Origin of the sequence: Nitrosomonas sp. Is24, from assembly GCF_033063335.1 — a bacterium.
In the GTDB taxonomy this organism is placed as follows: domain Bacteria; phylum Pseudomonadota; class Gammaproteobacteria; order Burkholderiales; family Nitrosomonadaceae; genus Nitrosomonas.
Genome location: NZ_JAWJZG010000001.1, coordinates 242,241 through 267,146, shown reverse-complemented (window position 1 = coordinate 267,146; position 24,906 = coordinate 242,241). Strand labels below are relative to the sequence as shown.

General features: G+C 46.6%; 29 protein-coding genes. 3 read left to right on the top strand and 26 right to left on the bottom strand.

Annotated features, from left to right (window positions below; all coding sequences use genetic code 11):
• Positions 1–76: 76 nt before the first annotated feature.
• The 23 genes from ctaD to R2103_RS01085 all read right to left on the bottom strand — a co-directional run bounded on the left by ctaD (position 77) and on the right by R2103_RS01085 (position 20,876).
• Positions 77–1,663, bottom strand: a complete 1,587-nt coding sequence (gene ctaD, locus R2103_RS01195; protein ID WP_317529753.1) for a cytochrome c oxidase subunit I — start codon at positions 1,661–1,663, stop codon at positions 77–79.
• A 12-nt stretch (positions 1,664–1,675) separates the two neighbouring features.
• Complete coding sequence (gene coxB, locus R2103_RS01190) at positions 1,676–2,497, bottom strand: cytochrome c oxidase subunit II (RefSeq protein ID WP_317529752.1); 822 nt, start codon at positions 2,495–2,497, stop codon at positions 1,676–1,678.
• Positions 2,498–3,233: 736 nt separating this feature from the next.
• Positions 3,234–3,905 carry a Bax inhibitor-1/YccA family protein gene (locus tag R2103_RS01185; RefSeq protein ID WP_317529751.1) on the bottom strand — a complete coding sequence of 224 codons (672 nt, stop codon included), beginning with the start codon at positions 3,903–3,905 and terminating at the stop codon, positions 3,234–3,236.
• A 125-nt stretch (positions 3,906–4,030) separates the two neighbouring features.
• Positions 4,031–4,465, bottom strand: a complete 435-nt coding sequence (locus tag R2103_RS01180) for a hypothetical protein (protein WP_317529750.1) — start codon at positions 4,463–4,465, stop codon at positions 4,031–4,033.
• Between the two features lie 26 nt (positions 4,466–4,491).
• Positions 4,492–5,538 (bottom strand): Holliday junction branch migration DNA helicase RuvB, encoded by a 1,047-nt coding sequence (ruvB, locus tag R2103_RS01175; RefSeq protein WP_317529749.1) that lies wholly within the window; start codon positions 5,536–5,538, stop codon positions 4,492–4,494.
• 22 nt (positions 5,539–5,560) lie between these two features.
• Entirely contained in the window at positions 5,561–6,145 is a 585-nt protein-coding gene (gene ruvA / locus R2103_RS01170; protein WP_317529748.1) for a Holliday junction branch migration protein RuvA, read from the bottom strand.
• A complete protein-coding gene (ruvC, locus tag R2103_RS01165; RefSeq protein WP_317532037.1) occupies positions 6,142–6,660 on the bottom strand; it encodes a crossover junction endodeoxyribonuclease RuvC in 519 nt (172 codons plus the stop codon). The genes ruvA and ruvC overlap by 4 nt, the downstream gene beginning before the upstream one ends.
• Before the next feature lie 27 nt (positions 6,661–6,687).
• Positions 6,688–7,413, bottom strand: coding sequence for a YebC/PmpR family DNA-binding transcriptional regulator (locus tag R2103_RS01160; RefSeq protein WP_317529747.1), 726 nt, complete (start codon positions 7,411–7,413; stop codon positions 6,688–6,690).
• 153 nt (positions 7,414–7,566) lie between these two features.
• Positions 7,567–9,423: a glutamine--fructose-6-phosphate transaminase (isomerizing) gene (gene glmS / locus R2103_RS01155; RefSeq protein ID WP_317529746.1), complete on the bottom strand. Its 1,857-nt coding sequence runs from the start codon at positions 9,421–9,423 to the stop codon at positions 7,567–7,569.
• 51 nt (positions 9,424–9,474) lie between these two features.
• Positions 9,475–10,848, bottom strand: coding sequence for a bifunctional UDP-N-acetylglucosamine diphosphorylase/glucosamine-1-phosphate N-acetyltransferase GlmU (gene glmU / locus R2103_RS01150; protein WP_317529745.1), 1,374 nt, complete (start codon positions 10,846–10,848; stop codon positions 9,475–9,477).
• A gap of 221 nt (positions 10,849–11,069) precedes the next feature.
• Complete coding sequence (locus tag R2103_RS01145) at positions 11,070–11,492, bottom strand: F0F1 ATP synthase subunit epsilon (protein WP_160818001.1); 423 nt, start codon at positions 11,490–11,492, stop codon at positions 11,070–11,072.
• Between the two features lie 17 nt (positions 11,493–11,509).
• Positions 11,510–12,889 (bottom strand): F0F1 ATP synthase subunit beta, encoded by a 1,380-nt coding sequence (gene atpD / locus R2103_RS01140; protein WP_317529744.1) that lies wholly within the window; start codon positions 12,887–12,889, stop codon positions 11,510–11,512.
• 33 nt (positions 12,890–12,922) lie between these two features.
• A complete protein-coding gene (gene atpG, locus R2103_RS01135) occupies positions 12,923–13,807 on the bottom strand; it encodes a F0F1 ATP synthase subunit gamma (protein WP_317529743.1) in 885 nt (294 codons plus the stop codon).
• A 4-nt stretch (positions 13,808–13,811) separates the two neighbouring features.
• Positions 13,812–15,353, bottom strand: coding sequence for a F0F1 ATP synthase subunit alpha (gene atpA, locus R2103_RS01130; RefSeq protein ID WP_121166184.1), 1,542 nt, complete (start codon positions 15,351–15,353; stop codon positions 13,812–13,814).
• A gap of 12 nt (positions 15,354–15,365) precedes the next feature.
• Positions 15,366–15,902, bottom strand: a complete 537-nt coding sequence (locus R2103_RS01125) for a F0F1 ATP synthase subunit delta (RefSeq protein WP_132427143.1) — start codon at positions 15,900–15,902, stop codon at positions 15,366–15,368.
• The gene (locus R2103_RS01120) at positions 15,902–16,375 is read right to left on the bottom strand and encodes a F0F1 ATP synthase subunit B (protein WP_132427145.1); all 474 of its coding nucleotides are present in this window, start codon (positions 16,373–16,375) and stop codon (positions 15,902–15,904) included. The genes R2103_RS01125 and R2103_RS01120 overlap by 1 nt, the downstream gene beginning before the upstream one ends.
• A 40-nt stretch (positions 16,376–16,415) precedes the next feature.
• Entirely contained in the window at positions 16,416–16,688 is a 273-nt protein-coding gene (gene atpE / locus R2103_RS01115) for a F0F1 ATP synthase subunit C (protein ID WP_046848906.1), read from the bottom strand.
• A 60-nt stretch (positions 16,689–16,748) separates the two neighbouring features.
• Complete coding sequence (gene atpB, locus R2103_RS01110) at positions 16,749–17,558, bottom strand: F0F1 ATP synthase subunit A (RefSeq protein WP_108697669.1); 810 nt, start codon at positions 17,556–17,558, stop codon at positions 16,749–16,751.
• A gap of 30 nt (positions 17,559–17,588) precedes the next feature.
• Complete coding sequence (locus tag R2103_RS01105) at positions 17,589–17,963, bottom strand: ATP synthase subunit I (RefSeq protein WP_317529742.1); 375 nt, start codon at positions 17,961–17,963, stop codon at positions 17,589–17,591.
• Between the two features lie 117 nt (positions 17,964–18,080).
• Positions 18,081–19,259: an acetyl-CoA C-acyltransferase family protein gene (locus tag R2103_RS01100; RefSeq protein ID WP_317529741.1), complete on the bottom strand. Its 1,179-nt coding sequence runs from the start codon at positions 19,257–19,259 to the stop codon at positions 18,081–18,083.
• Between the two features lie 66 nt (positions 19,260–19,325).
• On the bottom strand, positions 19,326–19,685 hold the full coding sequence (locus R2103_RS01095; RefSeq protein ID WP_317529740.1) for an Hpt domain-containing protein: 360 nt from the start codon (positions 19,683–19,685) through the stop codon (positions 19,326–19,328).
• Between the two features lie 205 nt (positions 19,686–19,890).
• Complete coding sequence (locus R2103_RS01090) at positions 19,891–20,412, bottom strand: cytochrome P460 family protein (RefSeq protein ID WP_317529739.1); 522 nt, start codon at positions 20,410–20,412, stop codon at positions 19,891–19,893.
• A 98-nt stretch (positions 20,413–20,510) separates the two neighbouring features.
• On the bottom strand, positions 20,511–20,876 hold the full coding sequence (locus R2103_RS01085; protein WP_317529738.1) for a DUF6164 family protein: 366 nt from the start codon (positions 20,874–20,876) through the stop codon (positions 20,511–20,513).
• A gap of 128 nt (positions 20,877–21,004) precedes the next feature.
• On the opposite strand from R2103_RS01085, the gene R2103_RS01080 reads away from it, so the two are divergent.
• A complete protein-coding gene (locus R2103_RS01080; RefSeq protein WP_317529737.1) occupies positions 21,005–21,841 on the top strand; it encodes an SDR family oxidoreductase in 837 nt (278 codons plus the stop codon).
• A gap of 23 nt (positions 21,842–21,864) precedes the next feature.
• On the opposite strand, the gene R2103_RS01075 is transcribed toward R2103_RS01080, so the two are convergent.
• Both R2103_RS01075 and R2103_RS01070 read right to left on the bottom strand, forming a co-directional pair.
• A complete protein-coding gene (locus R2103_RS01075; protein ID WP_317529736.1) occupies positions 21,865–22,356 on the bottom strand; it encodes a hypothetical protein in 492 nt (163 codons plus the stop codon).
• 60 nt (positions 22,357–22,416) lie between these two features.
• Positions 22,417–22,605 carry a DUF3460 family protein gene (locus R2103_RS01070; protein ID WP_090317792.1) on the bottom strand — a complete coding sequence of 63 codons (189 nt, stop codon included), beginning with the start codon at positions 22,603–22,605 and terminating at the stop codon, positions 22,417–22,419.
• A gap of 174 nt (positions 22,606–22,779) precedes the next feature.
• On the opposite strand from R2103_RS01070, the gene tsaD reads away from it, so the two are divergent.
• A complete protein-coding gene (gene tsaD / locus R2103_RS01065; RefSeq protein WP_317529735.1) occupies positions 22,780–23,811 on the top strand; it encodes a tRNA (adenosine(37)-N6)-threonylcarbamoyltransferase complex transferase subunit TsaD in 1,032 nt (343 codons plus the stop codon).
• A gap of 6 nt (positions 23,812–23,817) precedes the next feature.
• On the opposite strand, the gene plsY is transcribed toward tsaD, so the two are convergent.
• Positions 23,818–24,429, bottom strand: a complete 612-nt coding sequence (gene plsY, locus R2103_RS01060) for a glycerol-3-phosphate 1-O-acyltransferase PlsY (protein WP_317529734.1) — start codon at positions 24,427–24,429, stop codon at positions 23,818–23,820.
• A gap of 81 nt (positions 24,430–24,510) precedes the next feature.
• Between plsY and folB the strand changes: the two genes are divergently transcribed.
• Positions 24,511–24,870: a dihydroneopterin aldolase gene (gene folB, locus R2103_RS01055; protein WP_317529733.1), complete on the top strand. Its 360-nt coding sequence runs from the start codon at positions 24,511–24,513 to the stop codon at positions 24,868–24,870.
• The last annotated feature ends 36 nt before the right edge of the window (positions 24,871–24,906 follow it).

Genomic DNA, 24,906 nt, shown 5'->3' with positions numbered 1-24,906 from the left:
ATAGAAACATTGCTGTTCTAATTTTTTTGCGCTTCAGATCCGTTTCCTGTGACATAAGATTTCCTAACTACTCCATTTACTTAACGATAGGTGGTGTTTCAAAACTATGGTATGGAGCCGGTGAAGGCAAGTGTGTCCATTCCAAAGTCGTTGCACCATCCCACGGCATTTGTGGCGCTTTTTCTCCACTACGAATGCAATTAATCACAATGTACAAGAAAAGCAATTGTGTCAATCCAAATCCAAACGCACCGATACTTGAAATCATATTGAAATCGGCAAATTGGATATTGTAATCCGGAATTCTACGTGGCATTCCAGCTAAACCTAAGAAATGCTGAACAAAGAATGTCAGATTGAAGAAGAACATTGACAACCAGAAATGTGCTTTACCCAATGTTTCGCTGTACATATGACCGGTCCATTTTGGCAGCCAATAATATACACCTGCGAACAATGAGAATAATGCACCTGAAACTAACACATAATGGAAATGTGCAATGACATAGTAGGTATCTTGCACTTGAATATCAATCGGTACGATTGCGCAAATAACGCCACTGAATCCACCGATTACAAACAAGAAAATAAAACCTATTGCAAATAACATTGGTGTCTCGAAAGACATTGATCCGCGCCACATTGTTGCTGTCCAGTTAAATACTTTCACCCCTGTTGGTACTGCAATCAACATCGTTGCATACATAAAGAACAACTGACCAACGGTTGGCATACCGGCTGTAAACATATGATGCGCCCAAACTACACACGACAAAATAGCGATCGACGCAGTAGCATAAACCATTGATGAATAACCAAATAACGGTTTACGTGAGAACGTTGGAATAATTTCAGAAACAATCCCGAACGCTGGCAAAATCATAATGTAAACTTCTGGATGACCAAAAAACCAGAAAATATGCTGGAACATTACTGGGTCACCACCGCCAGCTGCATTGAAGAAGCTTGTGCCGAAATGACGATCGGTCAACAACATGGTTACCACACCTGCTAACACTGGCATTACCAATACCAGCAAATAAGCGGTAATTAACCATGTCCACACAAACATCGGCATCTTCATCAGCGTCATACCAGGCGCGCGCATATTCAAAATGGTCGTTATGATATTGATCGAACCCATGATTGAGGATGCTCCCAAGATATGCACTGAGAAAATCATCAGATCAACACCCAAACCACCTTGTACTGATAGTGGCGGATAAAAAGTCCAACCGCCCGCTGCTGCGCCACCTGGCACAAAGAACGAACTAACAAGCAAAGTTCCCGCTACAGGCAATAACCAAAAACTCCAGTTATTCATGCGCGCAAATGCCATATCTGGCGCGCCGATCATTAACGGCACTTGCCAGTTCGCAAAGCCCACGAAAGCCGGCATAATGGCGCCAAACACCATAATTAAGCCATGAAGAGTCGTAAATTGATTAAATAATTCAGGTTCTAAGATTTGAATCCCTGGCTGGTATAGCTCTGCTCGAATACCCATAGCCAAAAAACCGCCCACAAGAAACATGGTAAAACTGAACCATAGGTACATCGTACCAATATCTTTATGATTGGTCGTTCTAACCCAACGCATTATCCCACTGGGATGATGATCATCATGTCCGTGACCGTGTGCGTCACCATGTACTGCTGCCATAATTATCTCCTTTTACTTATTTTCTACATGCATTGATGTTTTAACTGCAGATGCATTCAACTGAGCGGCCGCCCATTTCGAATATTCACCTGCTTCCATGACTTCTACCACAATCGGCATAAATCCATGATCTTTACCACACAATTCGGCACACTGACCACGATAAATCCCTGGTTTATCCGCCGTGAACCATGTATCACGAATAAAACCCGGCACAGCATCCTGCTTGATACCCAATGCTGGTACCCACCATGCATGAATCACATCGTTTGCTGTCAGTATAACGCGCACTTTTTTTCCAACTGGCACCACTACACGATTATCCACTTCCAGCAGATAGTTCTCGCCTTTAGGCGCTTTATTCTCAACTTGAGCGGGCGGTGTCGAAAGCTTGCTATAGAAACTAATACCCTCGCCCTCACCTTGGAGATAATCATAACCCCACATCCATTGATAGCCAGTTGCTTTAATGGTCATATCAGGACTTGATGTATCTTTCATTGCAATCACTGTTTTTGTTGCAGGATAAGCCATCGCAATCAAAATGATACAAGGTATGATGGTCCAAATAAACTCAACGGCTGTACTGTGATGAAAATTCGCCGCTTTATAACCCAAAGACTTTCTATGTTTGAGTATCGAATAAAACATAACCCCAAAAACGGCTATGAATATAGCCAAACAAATCCACATAAGCAAAATGTGCTGATCGTAGATATCTCTTGCTATGACACTCTGCGGTTCTGGAAAATTATATTTAGATCCCACCGCCATGCTTGAGTACAAAGCAAGAGCGGATATTCCAGACAGCGTTACTACTGATTTACTTCTCATATTTCCCCCCCACATGATTACTAATTTTACAGATCTAGGTACAACCAAGAACGCCACCTACCTGCACGCTTTTTTGTTCAGCCAGCTAACGGAAGTCATACGCCAGAATCTTACTTTGTTAAAACCACACCATGATTGACGCTAATTAAATTTCCTTGGCCGAATTTCCTAATTATCCGCAACTTAGATTTTCTTAGTTATAGATATCTTCTACATGCTAATTAATCGAATGGAAATTCTAGCATGCCACCGCTGCTCAAACAAGGAAAAATCATGATTTTTATAGCAATATTCCCATGCTTATAAAATGGTATTGCCCTAAGAACACTACTAAGAAACGCCGCATAAAGCAGAAAATTTCATCTTAATTATTGATACAAGTGCTACGTTAAAATGCATCACCACCACATTCCAATCTGAAATTTTCTTTGACTGAAATTCTACCTACCCACGACAAAATTAGAGTTACACCAACATTACCAAAAATGTGACAAATAAGGCTATAGCTATTATAGGAATGACAAAACTCATCCAATCGGACGATGTTCCCTGCGGGTTGTTTTTTATCATTTCCCGGGCTGCCGGAAATAAAAAGATAATGAACGCGATTAATGCCAAAGCAGAAATAATTTCCATCCAATCCATAATTGATCCCGAATTAACCTGGACACTCGTTCCAAAACAAAGCCCCGGCTAAACCGGGGCTTCAAATGCCTAAAACAAACGAACTTAGGAATTAATCATCGTTGCTCATAATTCCCAATATTTGCAGCAAACTGATAAAAATATTAAAAATTGTCATGTACAGTCCAATCGTAGCCAATACATAATTGGTTTCTCCACCATGAATAATGCGGCTGGTGTCGTACAGAATAAAACCGCTCATTATCATGATGACAACTGCGGAAATCATTAATGACATGGCCGGTATCTGCAGAAAAATATTAGCCAGCGCTGCCAACAATACCAGCAGGAAACCCACCATCAAAAATCCGCCCAAAAAGCTGAAGTCTTTTTTTGTAGCCAATGCGTACGCGGACAAGCCTATAAATATAACACCCGTGCCAGCTAACGACAACGTAATGATATTCCCGCCATTAGGCAGAGATGCATACATGCTCAGCACTGGCCCCAACCCAAATCCCAGCATACCGGTAATCAAAAAAACGATTCCAATGCCCGCCGGTGAATTGGCAAAACGCGGTAACACAAACATGGCGATTACCATACCGCCGATAACAGATATTAAATAGGTCATCGGTGGCGTATTCATCATCATTGAAAGCGCAGCAGTAAATCCGCTGAACAACAATGTCATGGATAAAAGCAAATAGGTATTACGCAGCACCTTATTTGTTGCAATTGCAGACGTAGATCTTTGCGCAACTGTCGAGTAATTTTGATTCATTTAAATAGCCTCCCTTGTGAAATTCATACAAAACTATCCTCTAACGACCGCTATGACTACTATATCCAAAATATAGTTCAAACTATCATAGCATGGATTATGTCAATCTTTTAATTACATTATTCTTACTTGGCTTTTGCCAAAGTAAAGTTATAAACAAGAAAAAATCCGCCACGTTCAATCAGAGTAATATTCAAATTGACAAGGCCTACATCAAATTTAGCTATGCCGGAGTAATTGATTCGCTTTTCACCCATCAGCGAGAATGCGCTCACCGTGCGCGAAAAATTAAGTTCCTGAATGGATTGAAATCGGCCAAAACCGCGATAAAGTTTTAACAATTCATCCAGTTGCTCATCATTGATTGTTTGCTTGGCTTCCGGCGCCAAGTGAAGCAGCAATTTTTGTTTTTCCCAACTGGAAATTTCAGTGAGAATCTGAGCAACAGCCGGTTCCGCAGCCTTAGTGTAGTAGCTCTTTTCACGATCCGTATAAAAATACAACATGACAACCGATGTCAGCAAAATAGCGACGATGATGCGTAATGTATGGATTTGCATAAATTTTGAGATACCAAAACAAATAACTATGAATTATTTTCTTCCCGCAGACCATTACTGAGCTCGTCTCTGGGCAAGGTAATACCAAAATGCTGATACGTAGCCGCTGTTGCCATCCGGCCTCTCGGTGTCCGTTTCAGGAACCCCTGCTGGATTAAATAGGGCTCCAATACATCTTCGATCGTATCCCTTTCTTCACTGATCGCTGCAGCGAGATTATCGACACCAACTGGCCCGCCGCCAAATTTCTCCAGCACCGCCAACAATAATTTTCGATCCATGATATCCAGACCTATGGCGTCTACATCCAACATGCTTAAGGCCGCATCCGCCACTACACGTGTTACATGTCCATCGGCTTTGACTTCAGCGTAATCACGCACCCGGCGTAACAATCGATTCACTATCCGTGGCGTGCCACGCGCGCGGCGTGCAATTTCAAACGCACCATCCGGGGATATCTTCACATTCAGCAATCCTGCGGAACGGCTCACTATTTTGCTCAGCTCTTCCGGTGTATAAAACTCCAGCCGGGAAACGATGCCAAAGCGATCGCGTAACGGATTAGTTAGCATACCGGCGCGTGTCGTTGCGCCTACCAAAGTGAATGGTGGCAAATCCAACTTAACCGATCGTGCCGCCGGTCCCTCACCAATCATGATATCCAACTGATAATCTTCCAGCGCTGGATACAAAATTTCTTCAACCATCGGCGATAAGCGGTGAATCTCGTCGATAAACAATACATCATTGGGTTCCAGGTTGGTCAGCAAAGCGGCCAAATCACCTGGCCGTTCCAGAACCGGGCCGGAAGTTTGCCGCAGATTCACACCCATTTCCCTGGCGATAATATGCGCGAGGGTAGTTTTACCTAAACCCGGAGGACCGAACAACAGCACATGATCGAGCGCCTCGCGCCGCTTCCTTGCGGCTTCAATGAAAATCTGCAACTGCCCGCGTATTTTTTCCTGGCCGACATATTCCTCCAGTTGTTTCGGGCGTAACGCGCGCTCCAGAATTTCTTCCTGCGATGATGAAGTGATTGCGGTAACCAGTCGATCCGTTTCGATCATTCACTACTCCTCATTCAGTCGGCTACCTTTCCTTCGATAATAACTGCAATGCTTGGCGTATGCCTTCCGATACCGTTGCGGTTGAAGAGATCTGTTTAATCGCCCAACCTGCCTCGCGATCATTATAACCCAGCGATAACAGTGCATTGAGTATGTCACTATCATGCATAGGTACAGAATGGGTTTGGTCCAGACTGATCGCGGCGGAGTCGAGTTTATCGCGCAACTCCAGCAACAAACGTTCAGCCGTTTTTTTGCCGATACCGGGTACTTTGATTAGCCGTGCACTATCCTGAGCCACGACCGCACGGTGCAAATCCGGCACACTTAGCCCCGATAAAATTGCTAATGCGGTTCTTGCGCCTACACCTGAAATTTTTATCAGCTGACGGAAAGTTTGCCGCTCCGGTTCTGTTGCAAAGCCGAATAACAGATGTAAATCTTCCCGTATCACCAAATGTATATGCAAGGTTATTTGCGCGCCAAGCGCCGGAAGCTCATAAAAAGTGCTCATCGGCACGTCGATCTCGTACCCGACCCCTTGCACATCCAGTAAAACCTGCGGCGGATGTTTTTCCAGCAATACACCAGTTAATCGCCCGATCACACCAAACGCCCCCGTTTCATGCGGTAACCCGTGGTTGCAATTTTCCCAAAACCGAGCCCGCCATGCGCATGACAGATCGCGCAAGCCAAGGCGTCCGCGGCATCGGCACTGGGATTACCGGTCAATCTGAGCAAACGCACCACCATCTCCTGCACCTGGTTTTTTTTTGCATGCCCATTCCCGACCACGGCTTGTTTTATTTGCAACGCGGTATACTCTGACACCGTTAAATTATTCATGACTGCGGCACAAATAGCTGCACCACGTGCCTGACCAAGCAATAAGGTAGTTTTAGGATTGATATTGACGAAAACTTGTTCGATGGCGACATGCTCAGGTTGATACTGCGCAATGACTTCACTCAAGTTATTCAGAATTAACTTCAAACGGGAAGGCAATTCGCCCGCCAAGGTCTTGACGCTGCCGCTACTGACGTAGGTTAGATTACTCCCGCTTTTATCAATCACGCCAAAACCAGTAATACGTAAACCCGGATCTATGCCAAGAATGCGGATTTTATCACCTGCTGATCGGCGGAATTTCTATTCATCAAGTACGGCCGTAGTGTAAACATTTTGCACATCATCAAGATTTTCCAAGGCGTCCAGTAGTTTCTGCATTTTTACTGCATCATCGCCCGTTAAAACAGCTTCATTACCGGGTTTCATCGTGACCTCTGCCAGTTCAGCTTTAAATCCGGCTTTTTCCAGCGCTACCTTCACATTGATAAATTCGTAAGGCGCTGTGATCACTTCGATACTGCCATCGTCATTGCTGATCACATCTTCTGCACCGGCTTCCACTGCGGCTTCAATCAGTTTATCTTCATCGGTTTCCGGAGCGAAAATCAACTGCCCGCAATGTTTGAATAAGAAACTGACGGATCCATCCGTGCCTAAATTTCCGCCATATTTGGTAAATGCATGCCGCACATCGGCTACCGTGCGGACACGGTTATCGGTCATACAATCCACCATGACGGCGGCACCCGCGATCCCATAGCCCTCGTAACGGATTTCTTCATAATCGACACCATCCAGCGCGCCGCTGCCACGTTTAATTGCACGTTCGACATTATCCTTAGGCATATTCTGATCGTATGCCTTGTCCACCGCCAAACGTAAGCGCGGATTGCTGTCCGGATCGCCGCCCCCCATGCGCGCAGCCACGGTTATCTCCTTGATAAGCCGCGTAAACACTTTACCACGCTTAGCATCCTGCGCAGCTTTTTTATGCTTGATATTAGCCCACTTACTATGACCCGCCATTTATCTATACCTTTTGTTTAAGTATTTTTATATTACCACCCTGCATCCCATGGATAAAGTATCAAACTTTATAAACAATGACAGAAGAAAGAGCAGTTCAGTGGTGTGTATACAGTTTTATTGAATCCGATCCGGTGCACGCAAGAACAATTTTTATTCAACCGTCACTGCTTTTGCCAGATTTCGCGGTTTATCGACATCGGTGCCTTTCACCAAGGCAACATGATACGCCAACAACTGTAGCGGTATGGTATGCAAAATAGGACTCAGCAAACCGGCATGTTCCGATAAACGAATGACATGTTCATTTTCACTCTGCGTAATCTGCGAATCGGCATCTGCGAATACATACAATTCACCACCTCTGGCATGCACTTCCTGCAAATTCGACTTGAGTTTCCCTAACAACTGATCGTTGGGCGCTATCGCAAAAACCGGCATTTCATCATCCACCAATGCCAATGGCCCATGTTTAAGCTCTCCAGCCGCGTAGGCTTCGGCATGGATATACGAAATTTCCTTAAGTTTAAGCGCACCTTCCATCGCGATAGGATAATGAACGCCGCGCCCAAGAAATAATGCATGGCGTTTTTGCGCAAATCTTTCCGCCCAAATACGTACTTGCGGTTCGACTTGCAGCGCATGTTGCAAAGCCATCGGTAAATGACGCAGCGTCATGATCATCTCTTGTTCGTCTTGCGCGGATAATTTATGACGCATTTTTGCCAACGTTACAGTCAGCAGCAGCAGTGAAGCTAGTTGTGTAGTAAATGCTTTGGTTGAGGCGACACCGATCTCGGGCCCGGCACGTGTGAGAAAGCGCAAGTCGGTTTGGCGTATCAACGCGCTTTCCGGCACATTGCAAATCGCCAGACTATACCGATGACCCAGTTTCTTTGCGTAGTTGAGCGCTGCCAATGTATCCGCAGTTTCACCCGATTGCGAAATACCAACCACCAACGTATGGGGATCCGCAATCGGATCGCGATAGCGGTATTCGCTGGCGATCTCAACGTTGCACGGCAGGCCGGCAACGGTTTCCAGCCAATAGCGCGCAACCAGTCCGGCATGATAGCTGGTCCCGCAAGCCAGAATGAGAATACTTCTGGTTTGAGAGAATACTTTCTCGGCCTCGCTGCCAAACAAATTGGGCGAAATGGATTGCGCATTGAATACCATTTCCAAGGTATTCGCCACCGCACTCGGTTGCTCGAAAATCTCTTTCTGCATGTAATGGGTATAAGGCCCGAGCTCGATCGCTTCGCTGGAAAGATTGCTCTCGTGTACTGTCCGTTTGACTTCCTTGACCGAGTTGCCATGCAGACAATTCACAATTCGATACCCATCGCGAGTCAGTTCGGCTACGTCACCTTCTTCCAGGTAAATCATATTCCGGGTCGCTTTTAACAACGCAGAAGCATCGGAAGCAGCATAATTACCGCTTTCACCCAATCCCAGCAGTAATGGAGCGCCATTACGTGCTACCACAATTCTTTCCGGCCGGGCTTCTTCCATCACAGCGATCGCGTATGCGCCTTGCAGTTCGTCAATAGAAGTGCAGACTGCTGTTAACAAATCGTCGGTATGCTTGAGATTGAACGCGATGAGATGCGCAATGACTTCGGTATCAGTGTCGGAAACAAATTCATATCCTTCCGCCTGCAAACGCTTTCGCATGACTTCATGATTCTCAATGATGCCGTTATGCACAACGGCTATCCGCGCCGATGAATCCGGCATTCCGGAAAAATGAGGGTGTGCATTGCGCTCGGAAGGTGCGCCATGCGTTGCCCAGCGGGTATGGGCAATGCCGGCAAAGCCATGGGTATTTTTTTCGTGTGCGAGCTTCTGCAACTCGGTTACACGGCCCGTTGTTCGCAGTCTTTGCAGACCGTTGCAGGTAACAACGAGTCCGGCTGAATCATATCCGCGGTACTCCAGATGTAATAATCCATCCAGTAATATCGGAACAACATTGTTATTAGCCACTGCACCAACTATTCCACACATAGCGCATTCTCCTCACAACTCAAGCTAAAAGAACGATACTGCATAGACTTACTATGCTTTTGATTTTTGTGGGCGCTTCCATCCAGTAATGCTGACTTGCTTCGATCTGGACAAGGTAAGCTGATTCTCCGGAGTTTCTTTAGTGATAGTAGATCCAGCACCGATAGTCGACCCTTTTGAAATCTTAACGGGCGCAATCAACTGTGTATCGGATCCGATGAACACATCATCTTCAATGACTGTTCGATATTTGTTTGCGCCATCATAATTACAAGTAATTGTTCCAGCGCCAATATTGACATTTTCCCCTACGGTGGAATCACCAATATAACTTAAGTGATTTGCTTTACTTCCTGCTGCAATTTGACTATTTTTGACTTCGACAAAATTTCCGATATGCACTTTCTTAGCCAGCCGCGTTCCTGGACGGATGCGTGCGTAAGGGCCGATCTTACCATCTTCTCCAATTTCGGCATCTTCAATCAGACTGAAGGGATGAATAATACTCCCCGCCCCAACCGTTACATTTCTTAATATGCTATGCGCGCCTACCCGGACGGAATCACCCAGTCTAACGACCCCTTCAAAAATACAGTCAATATCAATCTCAACATCAGAACCGCAGCTCAGTACACCCCGTATGTCTATCCGATTGGGATCGAGTAAGCTGACCCCTTCTTCCAACAGCTTCTCAGCGTAGTTGTTTTGATGAGCACGCTCAAGTTCGGCCAGCTGATGCTTGTTATTTACGCCCATGACTTCCCAAAAATTGCCCGCTTGTGACGATGCGACATATATACCATCTTTTACCGCCATCGCTATGATGTCAGTTAAGTAATATTCACGCTGCGTGTTTTTGTTTTCAAGCTTTGGCAGCCATTGATGCAAATGCTGATTAGGTATAAGCATTATTCCGGTATTAACCTCACGGATACTCTGCTGTTCTGCAGTGGCATCCTTTTGCTCAACGATTGCAACAACTTCGCCGGTTTCCCGATTACGCAAAATCCTGCCGTAGCCAAAAGGATCATCGATTATTGCAGTTAATAGCGCACAGCTTTTTTCCCCTGCCGCTGCGATTAACTGTTGCAAAGTTTGAATCTGAACCAATGGCACATCACCGTACAAAACCAGCGTGAATCCATTGGTATTCAATTGCGGTAAGACTTGCATGAGCGCATGTCCGGTGCCTAATTGTTGCGCCTGCAACACCCATGTCAAATCATCGTCGGTGATCGACTGTTTTACTTGGTCGCTGCCATGACCTATAACAACACAGATTTTGTCAGGCGAGAGCATGCGTGCTGTGTTAATGACATGCATTAGCAGTGGACGCCCCGCCAAAGTATGTAACACCTTAGGAAGTGTTGATTGCATACGCTTTCCAGCACCGGCTGCCAGTATCACTACATTAAGCTTGGACACGATAATCTACTTATGAAATGAAGTTTTCAATGGATTCTAACTAAATGCGCCATAAATGAACAACAAATGCAGTCAAATCTCCTCGTCGATTTGATGTAATCCAGCGCATTATCTTTTACTGCTTACAATCTAGTTATTGTAACCAGATCAATGTTTGATAAATAGATACAAAAAAGGCGACTTATGTCGCCTTTTTCATCATTAGAACTTATGACTTACAATCAATGACCGCGTTTTCTTAGTTTATCAATTGCCGCTAATTGTGCCATCGCTTCTATCAGCTCGGCCTGCGCTTTAGCGTAATCCAGTTCGGATTCTCGATTTTTCATTGCTTCTTCAGCAGCCCGCTTCGCTTCGAGCGCTTTAGCTTCGTCAAGATCGTGACTACGTACTGCAGTATCCGCCAATATCGTCACCACATCAGGTTGGACTTCCAGCATTCCACCCGATACATAGATTAATTCTTCTTCTTTAAGTTGCGCTTTGATCCGCACCATCCCAGATTTTATTCTTGTCAGCATCGGTGTATGGCGCGGATAAATACCTACTTCACCCATTTGCGCCGGCGCCACCAAGAATTCAACGGGACCGGAATAAATAGATTCTTCAGCACTAACGATATCAAGATGAAATATGGTACCCATCACTATTTCCTCTTGGTTTATTGAAGTGTTTTCGCTTTCTCAACAGCTTCTTCGATACTACCGACCATATAGAATGCTTGTTCAGGTAAATCATCATATTCACCTTCGACAATTCCCTTAAAGCCTTTAATCGTATCTTTAAGAGAAACATATTTTCCTGGTGAACCGGTAAATACCTCAGCTACGTTAAACGGTTGAGATAAGAACCGCTGAATCTTACGCGCGCGGCTAACTGCCAGCTTATCTTCCGGTGATAACTCGTCCATTCCCAGAATCGCGATAATGTCTCGCAATTCTTTATAACGTTGCAATGTCTGCTGCACAGCACGAGCAGTATTGTAGTGGTCCTCACCAACAACTTGCGGATCTAACTGACGAGATGTGGAGTCAAGAGGATCGACAGCCGGATAAATTCCCAACGATGCGATATCACGCGACAACACAACGGTCGCATCCAAGTGTCCAAATGTTGTTGCTGGAGATGGATCGGTCAAATCATCCGCTGGTACATAAACAGCTTGAATAGATGTAATTGAACCTGTTTTAGTCGATGTGATACGTTCTTGCAATCGCCCCATTTCCTCTGCTAGTGTCGGTTGATACCCCACTGCAGATGGCATACGTCCTAGCAAAGCTGAAACCTCTGTTCCAGCCAGTGTATAGCGGTAGATATTATCAACGAAGAACAACACATCTTTGCCTTCGTCACGAAATGATTCTGCCATTGTCAGTCCGGTTAGCGCAACGCGGAGACGGTTTCCAGGTGGCTCATTCATTTGCCCATAAACCAATGCCACTTTATCCAGAACCTTCGATTCTTTCATCTCATGATAAAAGTCGTTTCCTTCACGCGTGCGTTCCCCAACGCCTGCAAATACTGAATATCCGCTGTGCTCAATCGCAATATTGCGAATCAATTCCATCATGTTGACGGTTTTACCAACACCTGCACCGCCAAACAATCCTACTTTCCCGCCCTTAGCGAATGGACAGATTAAATCAATCACTTTAATGCCGGTTTCCAGCAATTCGGTTGATGCCGATAATTCATCAAACGCAGGTGCTTCACGATGGATTGACATTTGTTGATCAGCACCGATATCACCCATTTCATCAATGGGGCGGCCCAAAACATCCATAATTCTTCCCAGCGTTTTGGTTCCAACAGGCACGGTAATCTGCTTACCGGTATTTTGCACTACCATTCCACGGCGTAATCCGTCAGAAGATCCCAATGCAATGGTACGCACCACGCCATCACCAAGCTGCTGTTGCACTTCTAGCGTAAGCTCGGAGCCTTCCATAATTAATGCATCATATACCTTTGGCAGAGATTCGCGCGAAAACTCCACATCAATCACCGCACCAATACACTGAACAATTTTTCCTTGACTCATCGTTGTTCCCTAGACTCTATATTCAAAAATGTTTTAAACAGCTGCAGCGCCACCGACGATCTCGGATAGCTCTTTCGTAATTGCTGCTTGTCGAGACTTGTTATAAATTAATGTCAGTTCATCAATAACATTGCCCGCATTGTCCGATGCAGCTTTCATCGCCACCATCCTGGCAGATTGCTCCGAAGCCATATTTTCTGCTACTGCTTGATATATCAATGCTTCTACATAGCGCACCATGATATCATCAATGACAGGCTTTGCTTCTGGCTCGTAAATATAATCCCATGCCGCTTTAGATTTATCGCCATCTTGTTCGCTACTTTGCATACGATCATCAGTCAGCGGAAGCAATTGTTCCATCACAGGCTCTTGCTTCATGGTATTAATAAAACGATTATAAAAAATGTACACTCGATCAAACTGATCTTGAGTATAACCATCAAGTACCACTTTTACGGCGCCGATGAGCCTTGATATATCTGGAGTATCACCTAGATTTACTACTTGCGAAGTGATACTTGCACCAACTCTGCTCATAAAACCTAAGCCTTTGTTACCGATACAGCAGACTTCGATTTGCTCTCCTTCTGCTTTCCAGGTCTTCATCTGATTCAGAGCTTTGCGTAAGACGTTGGTATTTAACCCGCCGCACAGGCCTTTATCCGAAGTCACGACGATGACGCCAATTCGTTTAACGGTATCACGCGCAATCAAAAAAGGATGCCGATATTCGGTATTTGCCCGGCTCATATGAGCAGCCACATTCCGTATCTTCTCACCATAGGGACGGGCTTTTTTCATACGATCTTGAGCTTTACGCATTTTCGACGCTGCGACCATTTCCATGGCCCGCGTAATCTTCTGTGTATTTTTTACACTCTTTATCTTATTGCGGATTTCTCTGCTGCCGGCCATTTGCTTAATAGGTTCCGTTTTGCTTGAATTCTTGAATCGCAGCGGTCAATTCTTTTTCTGTTTCCGCATTGAGCTCTTTACTTTTCTCAATTTTGTCAAGAATTGCAGCATGTTGACCGCGTATATAGTTTTTTAACGCAGATTCAAACGCAAGTGCTCTATTCACTTCAACATCGTCAAAGTAGCCATTGTTGATTGCGAATAGTGTAAGCGCCATCTCTGATACGCTGAGCGTCGCATACTGAGGCTGCTTCATCAACTCTGTTGCCATCTTTCCACGCTCAAGCTGTTTGCGAGTCGCTTCATCTAAGTCCGATGCAAATTGTGCGAAAGCTGCCAATTCACGATATTGCGCCAATGCCAGCCGTATACCGCCCCCCAATTTCTTAATGACCTTCGTTTGAGCTGCACCGCCCACACGAGAAACCGATACCCCCGCATTAATTGCAGGACGTATACCAGCGTTGAACAAGTCTGTTTCAAGAAATATCTGCCCGTCAGTAATTGAAATTACGTTCGTTGGCACAAATGCTGTCACGTCACCAGCTTGTGTTTCAATAATCGGTAGCGCTGTCAAAGAACCTGTTTTACCTTTTACCGCGCCATTTGTTGCTTTCTCGACATAGGCAGCACTTACTCTCGCCGCTCTTTCCAGCAAACGCGAATGGAGATAAAACACATCACCCGGATAGGCTTCGCGGCCTGGTGGCCGACGCAGCAGCAAGGATATTTGACGATAAGCCCAAGCTTGTTTAGTTAAATCATCGTATACAATCAGTGCATCCTGGCCTTTATCACGGAAATATTCACCCATGGTACACCCAGAATAAGGTGCGATAAATTGCATTGCCGCTGACTCTGATGCTGTTGCAGCCACAACAATGGTATATTCCATGGCACCATGTTCTTCCAGTTTGCGCACCACGTTGGCAATCGAAGAGGCTTTCTGCCCGATTGCCACGTAAATACACAGCATGTTCTGGCCTTTTTGATTGAGAATCGCATCTATCGCTACAGCAGTCTTACCTGTTTGGCGATCACCGATAATTAACTCACGCTGTCCACGCCCAACCGGAACCATCGAATCGACAGACTTCAGTCCGGTTTGTACGGGTTGATCTACGGATTGCCGCCAGATTACACCCGGTGCAATTTTTTCGATCGGCTCAGATTTCGCCGCTGTAATTGGACCCTTACCATCAATCGGTTGCCCCAGCGCATTCACTACACGGCCCAGCAAGCCTTCACCTACGGGTACCTCTAAAATACGCCCAGTACACTTGACTGTATCGCCTTCGCATATGTGTTCATACGAACCCATAATAACGGCGCCCACGGAATCACGCTCCAGATTCAGCGCCAAACCGAAAGTATTGCCAGGAAATTCCAACATCTCACCCTGCATCACGTCGGATAAGCCGTGTATACGAACAATACCGTCTGTTACAGAAACAATCGTTCCTTGTGTACGAACCTCTGCCGTATCAACAAGTCCTTCTATCCTTTTTTTAATCAGCTCACTGATTTCGGATGGGTTTAACTGCATTTCATTTAACTCCTAGCTTTTAAGGGCAATGGCCATAGCTTCAAGCTTACCGCGTACCGAGGCATCTAGAATCTCATCACCAATCTCAACTTTTATACCACCAATTAACTCTGGATCAACACTTACCTGAGCCTCTATTTTGCGCTTAAATTTTTGTTCCAGATCATCAACTAATTTTTTTAGTTGCTTACCTTCCAATGCGAAAGCACTGGCTATTTTTGCCTCAAGAACACCCTCATGCTGCGCTTTCAACTGCTCAAATAACTGACTAATCTGCGGCAATATTGATATCCGTTTATTCTCTGCCAGCAACATCACTAGATTACGAGCTTCGGAATTAAATTTACTCTTTCCGATCTCTAGAAATATTTCGCCAAGTTGTTTTGCTGAAATTATTGGATTACCGATCAGTGATCTCATATCATTATCTTCAGCAATCATTCCAGCTAGCTGCAATATTTTTGACCACTGCGACAAACTATCGTTAGCAACAGCATGCTTATACACTGCTTCCGCATAGGGTCGCGCAACTGTAATCGCTTCAGCCATTATTTCAAATCTTCCTCAATTGCAATCAGTATATCCGCATGTGCTTTAGCATCAACTTCCCGGCGTAATATTTTCTCTGCACCAGCAATTGCTAACTGAGCAGCATGCTGACGCAAAGCTTCTTTTGCGCTGAATACCTCATGCGAAATATCTGCTTTAGCACCCGTTATAATACGATCGCCTTCTTCTTTTGCGGTTCGCTTAGCTTCCTCGACGATTTCGGTAGCTCGTTTTTCAGCCTGCAGAATGATTTCCGAAGCACGTTGTTTCGCTTCTTTCAACACATCAGATGAGCGCTGACTGGCTAACTCCAATTCATGACGGCCACGCTCTCCGGCAGCCAAACCATCGGCTATCGTTTTCTGACGTTCTTCTATCGCGCGCAGCAGTGGTGGCCACACAAACTTGACCGTGAACCAAATAAATACCGAGAAGGCTATCGCCTGAGAAATTAAAGTAAAGTTAATATTCATGACAAGCCTGTAATTTCCGATCTAAACAACAACAGCATTGTTATTGAATCACTGCCAACAATGGGTTTCCAAATGCAAACAGCATAGCCAGACCAACAGCAATAATAAAAGACGCGTCAGTTAAACCCAGCAGAAGAAACACTTTACCTTGCAGAGTCGGTATCATTTCCGGTTGACGTGCTGCACCTTCAAGAAAACGGCTACACATCACACCCACACCAATACACGCGCCCGCCGCACCAAGTCCGATCATCAAACCAATACCTATTCCGGTGTACGCCTGAATCATTGCCAAAAACTGCAAATTCTCCATTTTAATTTCCTTTTGTTAAGATTAATAATATGTTACTAGATGAGCTCTATAAAATTTAATTTAGTGAGATTCGTGCGCCATTGATATATAAACCACTGTCAGCATCATAAAAATAAATGCCTGCAAAGTAACGATCAATATATGAAATATCGCCCAACCAGCGCCTAAAATAGAACCAAAAATTGTGCCCGATACTCCTGTAGCTGCCCACATGCCGAGCAGCAGAAAAATTATCTCGCCCGCATAAATATTTCCAAAAAGCCGTAACGAATGAGACAAAGGCTTGGACACATACTCGATAAAATTAAATAATAAATTCAGTATCCAAAGCAGGGGATTTTTTCCAAATGGCGTACAGAACAACTCATGCATCCACCCACCAAATCCCTTAACCTTGAGATTAAAGAAAATCATCAAAAACCATATTGAAAGCGCCAGCGCAAAAGTCGTATTGACATCCGTTGTAGGCACAATCTTCCAGTTATGCAATCCAAATACATTTTCCGTGATCCAAGCCATGATATCGATTGGCAGTATATCCATGGCATTCATCATCAAAACCCATATGAAAATGGTCAATGCCAAAGGCGCAACCAGCACATGCCGGTTACCATGAAATGTATTTTTTACTTCGTTATCAATAAACTCGACCGCAAGCTCAACAAATGCCTGGCTTTTAGAAGGCACACCTGGCGTAGCTTTACGCACAATCAACCAGATAAAACCAAAACTGATAACACCGAGGATTACGGATGTGATCAAGGTATCAATGTGCAATACCCAAAAAGAACCTTCACTGACTTGTGTTGTTAAATAGGTTAAATGATGATCAATATATGATGTTGGAGTAAGTTCTGTTCCCGATGCCATGCGCGCCTACTTTACTTTTATAAATTTATCTTACTTCGTATCGTCCGATACCAACAATGCCATGCTATAAGCCAAAACTGCCAGGATAAATGTTCCGATAAACGCGAAAGCGTTTACATCTTCATAAAATTTAAACACTACCCATAACAAAATGACGGTTAATATTATTTTTACCGATTCTGCTCTTAGTGCGGTTCTGATCGTTTCTCCTGCGGTATAACCTTTATGATGAGAAACGATGATTGCATACGCTGCCGAGGAAATCACACTTACGCTTCCTCCCAATGCTGCTGAAATCGCACTTTGCACGCCAAGAAAAATCCCTATAGCAACTGCCACCACCAGCGTTATCAGCAACTGCACGCGCAAAACAATCTTGAGCGGCCTATTCTTAATCCAAGACATGTTCACCACCTGCCCTTGGAAAGACAGCTTTACCCGTACTTAAAAAAGCCGTGACTATAGCTTAATTACCCACCCCAGTCAATGCGAAATTCCGGTTAACCAACATTCGGGAATCTTTCAAAGTCTTTCAAAAATAGCAGCAATCCCTTGCCCGCCGCCGATGCACATTGTAACCAGCGCATATCGCCCGCCGCTACGTTGCAACTCGTAAATCGCCTTGATTGCCAAAACACTTCCCGTCGCTCCGATGGGATGACCCAACGCTACGGCACCGCCATTCGGATTGGTTTTCTCCGGATCAAACTGCAATTCTTTTGCCACTGCGCAAGCTTGCACAGCAAACGCTTCATTGGATTCAATGACATCCATATCTGATATTCTAAGACCGGCGCGCCGCAACGCATTCTGAACTGCTGGAACCGGGCCAATGCCCATAAATTTAGGATCAACGCCGGCATGACCGTACGAAACCAGCCGCGCCATCGGATGAAGGTTACGCTTTTGCGCCACTTCCCCCTCCATCAACACCAATGCCGCTGCACAATCGTTAATGCCGGAAGCGTTACCCGCTGTCACTGTGCCATCTTTCTGAAAAACCGGACGTAATTTAGCCAAGCTTTCGATACTCACATTTTCACGCGGATGCTCATCGGTATCGAAAATAACGGTTTTTTTATGCTCAATCACTTCCACAGGCACTATCTGCTCTTTGAAATGACCATTCTTAATCGCCCGTAGCGCACGCCGATGACTTTCCACGGCAAATGCATCCTGCTCTTCCCGGCTAATCTGCCACTGCGCAGCGATATTTTCCGCGGTAACTCCCATATGCACAGTATCAAAGGGATCGGTTAACGCGCCCACCATCATATCCACAGTGCCGCCGTCGTTCATGCGCTGACCCCAGCGCAAAGCAGGCAACAAATAACCGCCACGGCTCATGGATTCGGCTCCGCCCGCAATGGCCACATCGGTATCGTTGAGTAATATATTCTGACTGGCTGAAATAATGGCTTGCAAGCCGCTTCCGCACAGCCGGTTTACCGTCAGTGCGGCAGTATGTTGCGGCAAACCGCCATTGATACCAGCCACGCGCGCAAGATACATATCACGCGCTTCACCGTGTATGACATTGCCAAAAACCAGGTGTCCGGCTTCATTAGGATCAATCCCAGCACGCAAGACTGCCTCACGAACCACTTTAGCCGCCAGATCAACGGGCGCAACTTGCTTTAACGCACCGCCGTAATCGCCTATCGCCGTGCGCACACCGCTTAGAATAACAACTTCACGCATGGATTTTCCTCTGTGGATAGTGATGGGAAACTAGCGCTCAGCAAACCCAGTCAATTGCATTGCAACTCAACATTTCCCCAATAACTCTTCTAACGCAGTTATCACCCGCCGGGATTCGTTTTGCATTTCTGCCAGCAACTCAGCAGCACTGCTGAGCTCATTTTTATCGCCATACTCTTCCAATTGCCGGCAAATATCAGCAAGCAATTCAGCACCCACATTTGACGCGCTGGACTTCAAAGTATGCGCCGCTTTGACCAATGCATCGCTATCCGCAGCTTGAATAGCATGCTCAATCCGCATCTGAAATACGGGCGCGGACGACAAATAAATGGTGATCAGTTTTTTTATAAACCCGGTTCCACCTTCGGGATCCATTTGCCGCCAGGTATTGAGTTTATCTAAATTGAGAACTGAGTCGCTCATCGATTCTTTGAATTATCTAAATGAGGATGCTTATTGAATTACGCGGCACTTCTCCGAGATGATGTACCAGCACGGCGGGCGAGAAGATTAAGCTTAATTAGCACGATCCATGATCAATTAAGCCAGAAGCCTTCATGCACAATCAGGCAATCGCTGAGCAGACTATCTGTTAAAACAGAATCGCCCGCTCAGTTAGTCCGGTTGCTTATTTCTTCACGAAATCAACCAGCTTCTGATACGTAAACATATAGTCTTGCGCTTGCAACGGTGTGTGGCATTGCACACAGTTCAAATCGTTGCTTTTGGCGGTGCCATCGGGATTGTAAACAGCAAATCCCCAATCTCCGGTGCGATTTTCCTTTGGAAAGGATGCATCCCAATTATTCCTGTTTTCCATCACCGCAACCGCAGCCAGCGAATCGATCTCAAAGAGTCCGTCGCTACCGGCTACAGGCTTACCATCCGCGCCTTTTTTAGGAGTATAGATTTCCATCACCAAAACGCCACCGGGAGCGCTTTTATTTCCTTGCTTATAGCCGGAAATCGCGGCTTCGTTGGCATACAACTTAGCTACCTGGGTTTGATTCGCACGATTCATGGTGCCGTATTGCGTGAAAGTTTTGCTATAGCCTTCAGGAAACTTAACGTGCTCAGGATCTCCGCCAGCATAGGCATACACTGAGGTTATCGCGAATACTGCGGCCATTGCTTTCAACGTATATTTCATGTTTTCTCTCCTTTTTAGAATATTCCTGGATAAAACAAGGTTTGGATCGCTATCATACCGCATTGCACGGAGAAAATTGCTGGCATGAAAAATGTCTTTTATCGCGCAAGATCCAGAACCAATTGGATAGACAAATAAATAACCAGCCACGTAACCGCCAGATGGATCGTAAAGCTGACAGGCTTTTCTTTAACTGCATCAAAGAAGGTTCTATTTCCCCCCTCCTGCTTCAGACGCGCATATTCCGCCCGCATTCTGACTGTCCGCTCGTTTTGATAAGCATCCAGCAGTGCGCGTGCCTGCTCAAACTGGCCGTCATCCTTGAGCCATATCGCCGGCATCGATACCCCCCAATTTCCCGCCGAAGTTTCATAAAAGTCAATTGCATGGCTGGCTAACAATTCGCGCACATCGCGCGCTTCATCATCGGGAACGCCATTAAGCCTGAATATAATTTTTGCCATGAATAGCCTTCGATTATGTTATTTTCTGTTGTGAAAAGCTGATCAGCCGCAATTGATGCTATCGTTGCATTGAATTCATTGTCAAGCTTCAAGAAATAGAAATACTCATTACAAGTCGATCTGAATAAATGAAAAAAACCATATTAATCACAGGATGTTCCAGCGGAATTGGTTACTGCGTTGCCAAGGGATTGCAGGAACGCGGTTACCGTGTATTTGCCACAGCCAGAAGACACGCTAGCGTAGAAAAGCTGCTGGCCGAAGGACTGGAAAGCTTCCGTCTGGATTTGAACGACTCCAATTCGATTCATTTTGCTTTTGAAGAAACCATGCGCCGCACCGGCGGGGAATTGTATGCGCTATTCAACAATGGCGCTTACGGGTTACCGGGCGCCGTCGAAGACTTGAGCCGCGACGCCTTGCGCGCGCAATTCGAAACCAATGTGTTCGGCTGGCAAGAATTAACCAATCTTGCGATACCGGTGATGCGCCGCCAAGGATATGGACGGATCATCCAGAACAGCTCGGTGCTTGGCTTCGTTGCCCTGCCTTTCCGTGGTGCTTACAATGCCTCCAAATATGCCATCGAAGGCTTGAGCGATACGCTACGGCTGGAACTCAAAGGCAGCAATGTGTTTGTCAGTCTGATCGAACCGGGACCGATCGCCAGCCAGTTCCGGATGAACGCCGTCCAAGCGCTGCAAAAATACATCAACATCGAAAACAGCTTTCACCGGGAGAAGTACCAAGGCGTGCTAAGCCGTCTGAACAAACCGGGACCGGCTGTTCCCTTCACACTGCCGCCGGAGGCTGTGCTCAAACGAGTGATTCACGCGTTGGAAGCGGAAAAACCGCAAGCGCGGTACTATGTGACCGTTCCAACGTATCTGTTCGGCATCCTCAAACGCATTCTCAGCACGCGTACGCTGGATTTCTTATTGGCCAAATCCGGGAATAACAACTAACGGGCGGGATCAGGCCTGGGGAATCAAGGTTTAGCCGTGGCAGCTACGCACAATTCCATGATTTTCCAGGCAATATCGGCGAAGAATGGATCACCGCGCAAGGATGCGGTAACTTTCGTGTTATCCGCTTGCTGCAACAACAAAGCGAAAGCATAAACCGGCTTGTCATTGTCATTGCGTTGCGCGGCGGACTGAATTTCCAGCGCCGGATTGCCATAGATCAAAATCGCATCGGGATTTGAAGGCGCGTAAGTCGCGATGGCACTGCGCAGATACCGGGTATCGTAGGCATGAATCTCGGACGCATGCATATCCGGATATTTCCGGTTTTTAAATTGCAGCGGCCGCAAGAACGACCGCCCGTCGGATTGTAATTTTGCCACCACGCACGCCGCGAGCGCGGCATGCTCTCCGGCAAATTGCTCTTCGCTGCGTTGCGTCTTATCGGTCGCGCCATTTAGATTCGCGCATGCCGCCAGGATAAATACGGTTAAAACGGAAATCCATCGCTGCATGGCAATACTCCCGGGAATCAGCGCGCTATCAATTGAACGCAGCTGAATGGTTACAAAATCTTACCCGCCAAAATAGACATACGGTTTCATCGGCTCGGCGGCTTCCTTAAAACGCTTACGCTCTTCCAAGTTCTGTTTTTTATCCCACCATACGCTCCGCGCGGCCAAGCGTTTTTCTTCCACTTGCGGATTCTTTTCCAGAAATTCACGCATAAATTTGGTGTGTTCCGATTCGTAGTTATAATCCATGACTTACCTCGTGCACTAAAATTACAAAAAACGAACTGTAGCACAGACCTGATTTTCGATACAGCCCCCGCATCTACCTGCCAATCCACACGCAAACAAACCGCCGCAGTGCAACGATGTTAAAATAACAGCGTTACCGCCAACCTCCCATTAAACCAACCTTCACTTTTCCTGATGCTCGTTCTCGGTATTGAAACTTCCTGCGATGAAACTGGCATCGCGCTCTACGACACCGGACGCGGTCTGTTGAGTCATACGCTGTATTCGCAAATCGCCATGCACAGCGAATATGGCGGTGTGGTGCCGGAATTGGCGTCGCGCGATCATATCCGGCGCGTGCTGCCGTTGATCCAGCAAGCGTTACAGGATGCCCAATGCCAGCTGCACGACATCGATGCGATTGCCTACACCCAAGGCCCCGGCTTGGCCGGAGCGCTGCTGGTCGGCGCCAGCATTGGCGCAGCGATGAGTTTTGCGTTGAATATCCCGGCGCTCGGTATCCATCATTTGGAAGGTCACCTGCTGTCGCCGTTGTTATCCACGCCGGCACCGGCCTTTCCGTTCATCGCACTGTTGGTATCAGGCGGACACACCCAGTTGATGCAAGTCGACGCTGTCGGCCATTACAAATTACTGGGCGAAACCGTCGACGACGCCGCCGGTGAAGCGTTCGATAAAACCGCCAAGTTATTGGGATTAGGCTATCCCGGCGGCGCGGCGTTATCTCAACTCGCCCGGCAAGGACGGCCCGGAAAATTCAAACTGCCGCGCCCCATGCTCAACAGCGGCGATCTGAATTTCAGTTTCAGCGGACTGAAAACCGCGGTGCTGACCTTGCTCAACAAACAGGAAATCACCGATCAAATCCGCGCCGATATCGCATTAGCGTTTCAGGAAGCCGTAGTGGACGTGCTGACGGAAAAATCGCTGGCCGCACTGGCACAAACCGGGTTGAAGCAGCTGGTGGTAGCCGGAGGTGTCGGCGCGAACGAACAACTGCGCCGCAATCTCAGCGGCAGGGCCGCAGCCAAAGGTGCCACGGTGTTTTATCCGGAACTGGAATTTTGTACCGACAACGGCGCCATGATCGCGTTTGCCGGTGCTCTGCGGCTGCAAGCGATGCCAGAATCCGCCCGGCAACCGGCCCGCAGCTTTACCGTCAATGCGCGCTGGAATTTGGAGATGCTGGAAGCGCCGGAAACGTGATTGAGACTACTCAGGGGATTTTTTCTCGCCGATACGACCTTCCTTGCCCGCCAGCAAGTTTACAATATTCGACCGGTGGCGCCAGATCAGCAGCAATGACATCGCCGAAACCGCCAGCGTCCCGGCTTCAAAGCCCAACAGGGCGACACTATACAGCGGCGCCAGAACCGCTGCGATCAAGGCCGACAACGACGAAATGCGCCAGGTGAACGCAACCGCCAGCCAGGTCGCCATCGCCAGCAATCCCAGCCACACACTCAAACCGAGCAGTACACCGACCGCAGTCGCCACGCCTTTACCACCTTGGAAACGCAAAAATACCGGGAACACATGCCCGAGAAACACCGCCAGCGCCGCCACAGCCACCGCTTCGTCACCCAATCCCCACAGCGGCGCATAAGTTTGCGCCAGAAACACCGCCAGCCAGCCTTTGCCGGCATCGCCGAGTAAGGTCAATACCGCTGCAGCTTTCTTGCCGCTGCGCAACACGTTGGTCGCACCGGGATTTTTTGAACCATAGGTGCGCGGATCGGGCAATTTAAAAATCCAGCTCGCCACCAGTGCAAAGGAAACCGAACCCAGCAAATAAGCCAGCACAGCAAACAGCAATAATGTCATATCAACCCAACCATCCGGACAAAATAGATTAGAATCCCGTATCGCTCACGCAAAGGCCAACATTTTACCGCTGAATCACCGATGGATATTATTTTTCTGCACGACTTCAAAGCCAAAACGCTGATCGGCGTTTACCCGTGGGAGCGCATCGTTCCGCAAACCATCCAAATCGATCTGGAAATCGCACTACCGACCAGCCGCGCCTGCCAAACCGACAAGATCGAAGATGCCCTTGATTACGCACTGATCGTCGACCGCATCAACGACATTCTCACGAACAAACACTTCTCGCTATTGGAAGCTTTGGCCGAGCATATCGCGCAAACCATTTTGAGCGAATTTCGCTCGCCGTGGATCAAAGTCAGCGTGGCGAAACTGGGAATTATTCGTGGGGTAAAGAAACTCGGTGTGCGTATCGAGCGCAGCTCAAGAGCTGTCTAAAAATCCGCATTCAAGTAAGAAACCATTTCGGCATGA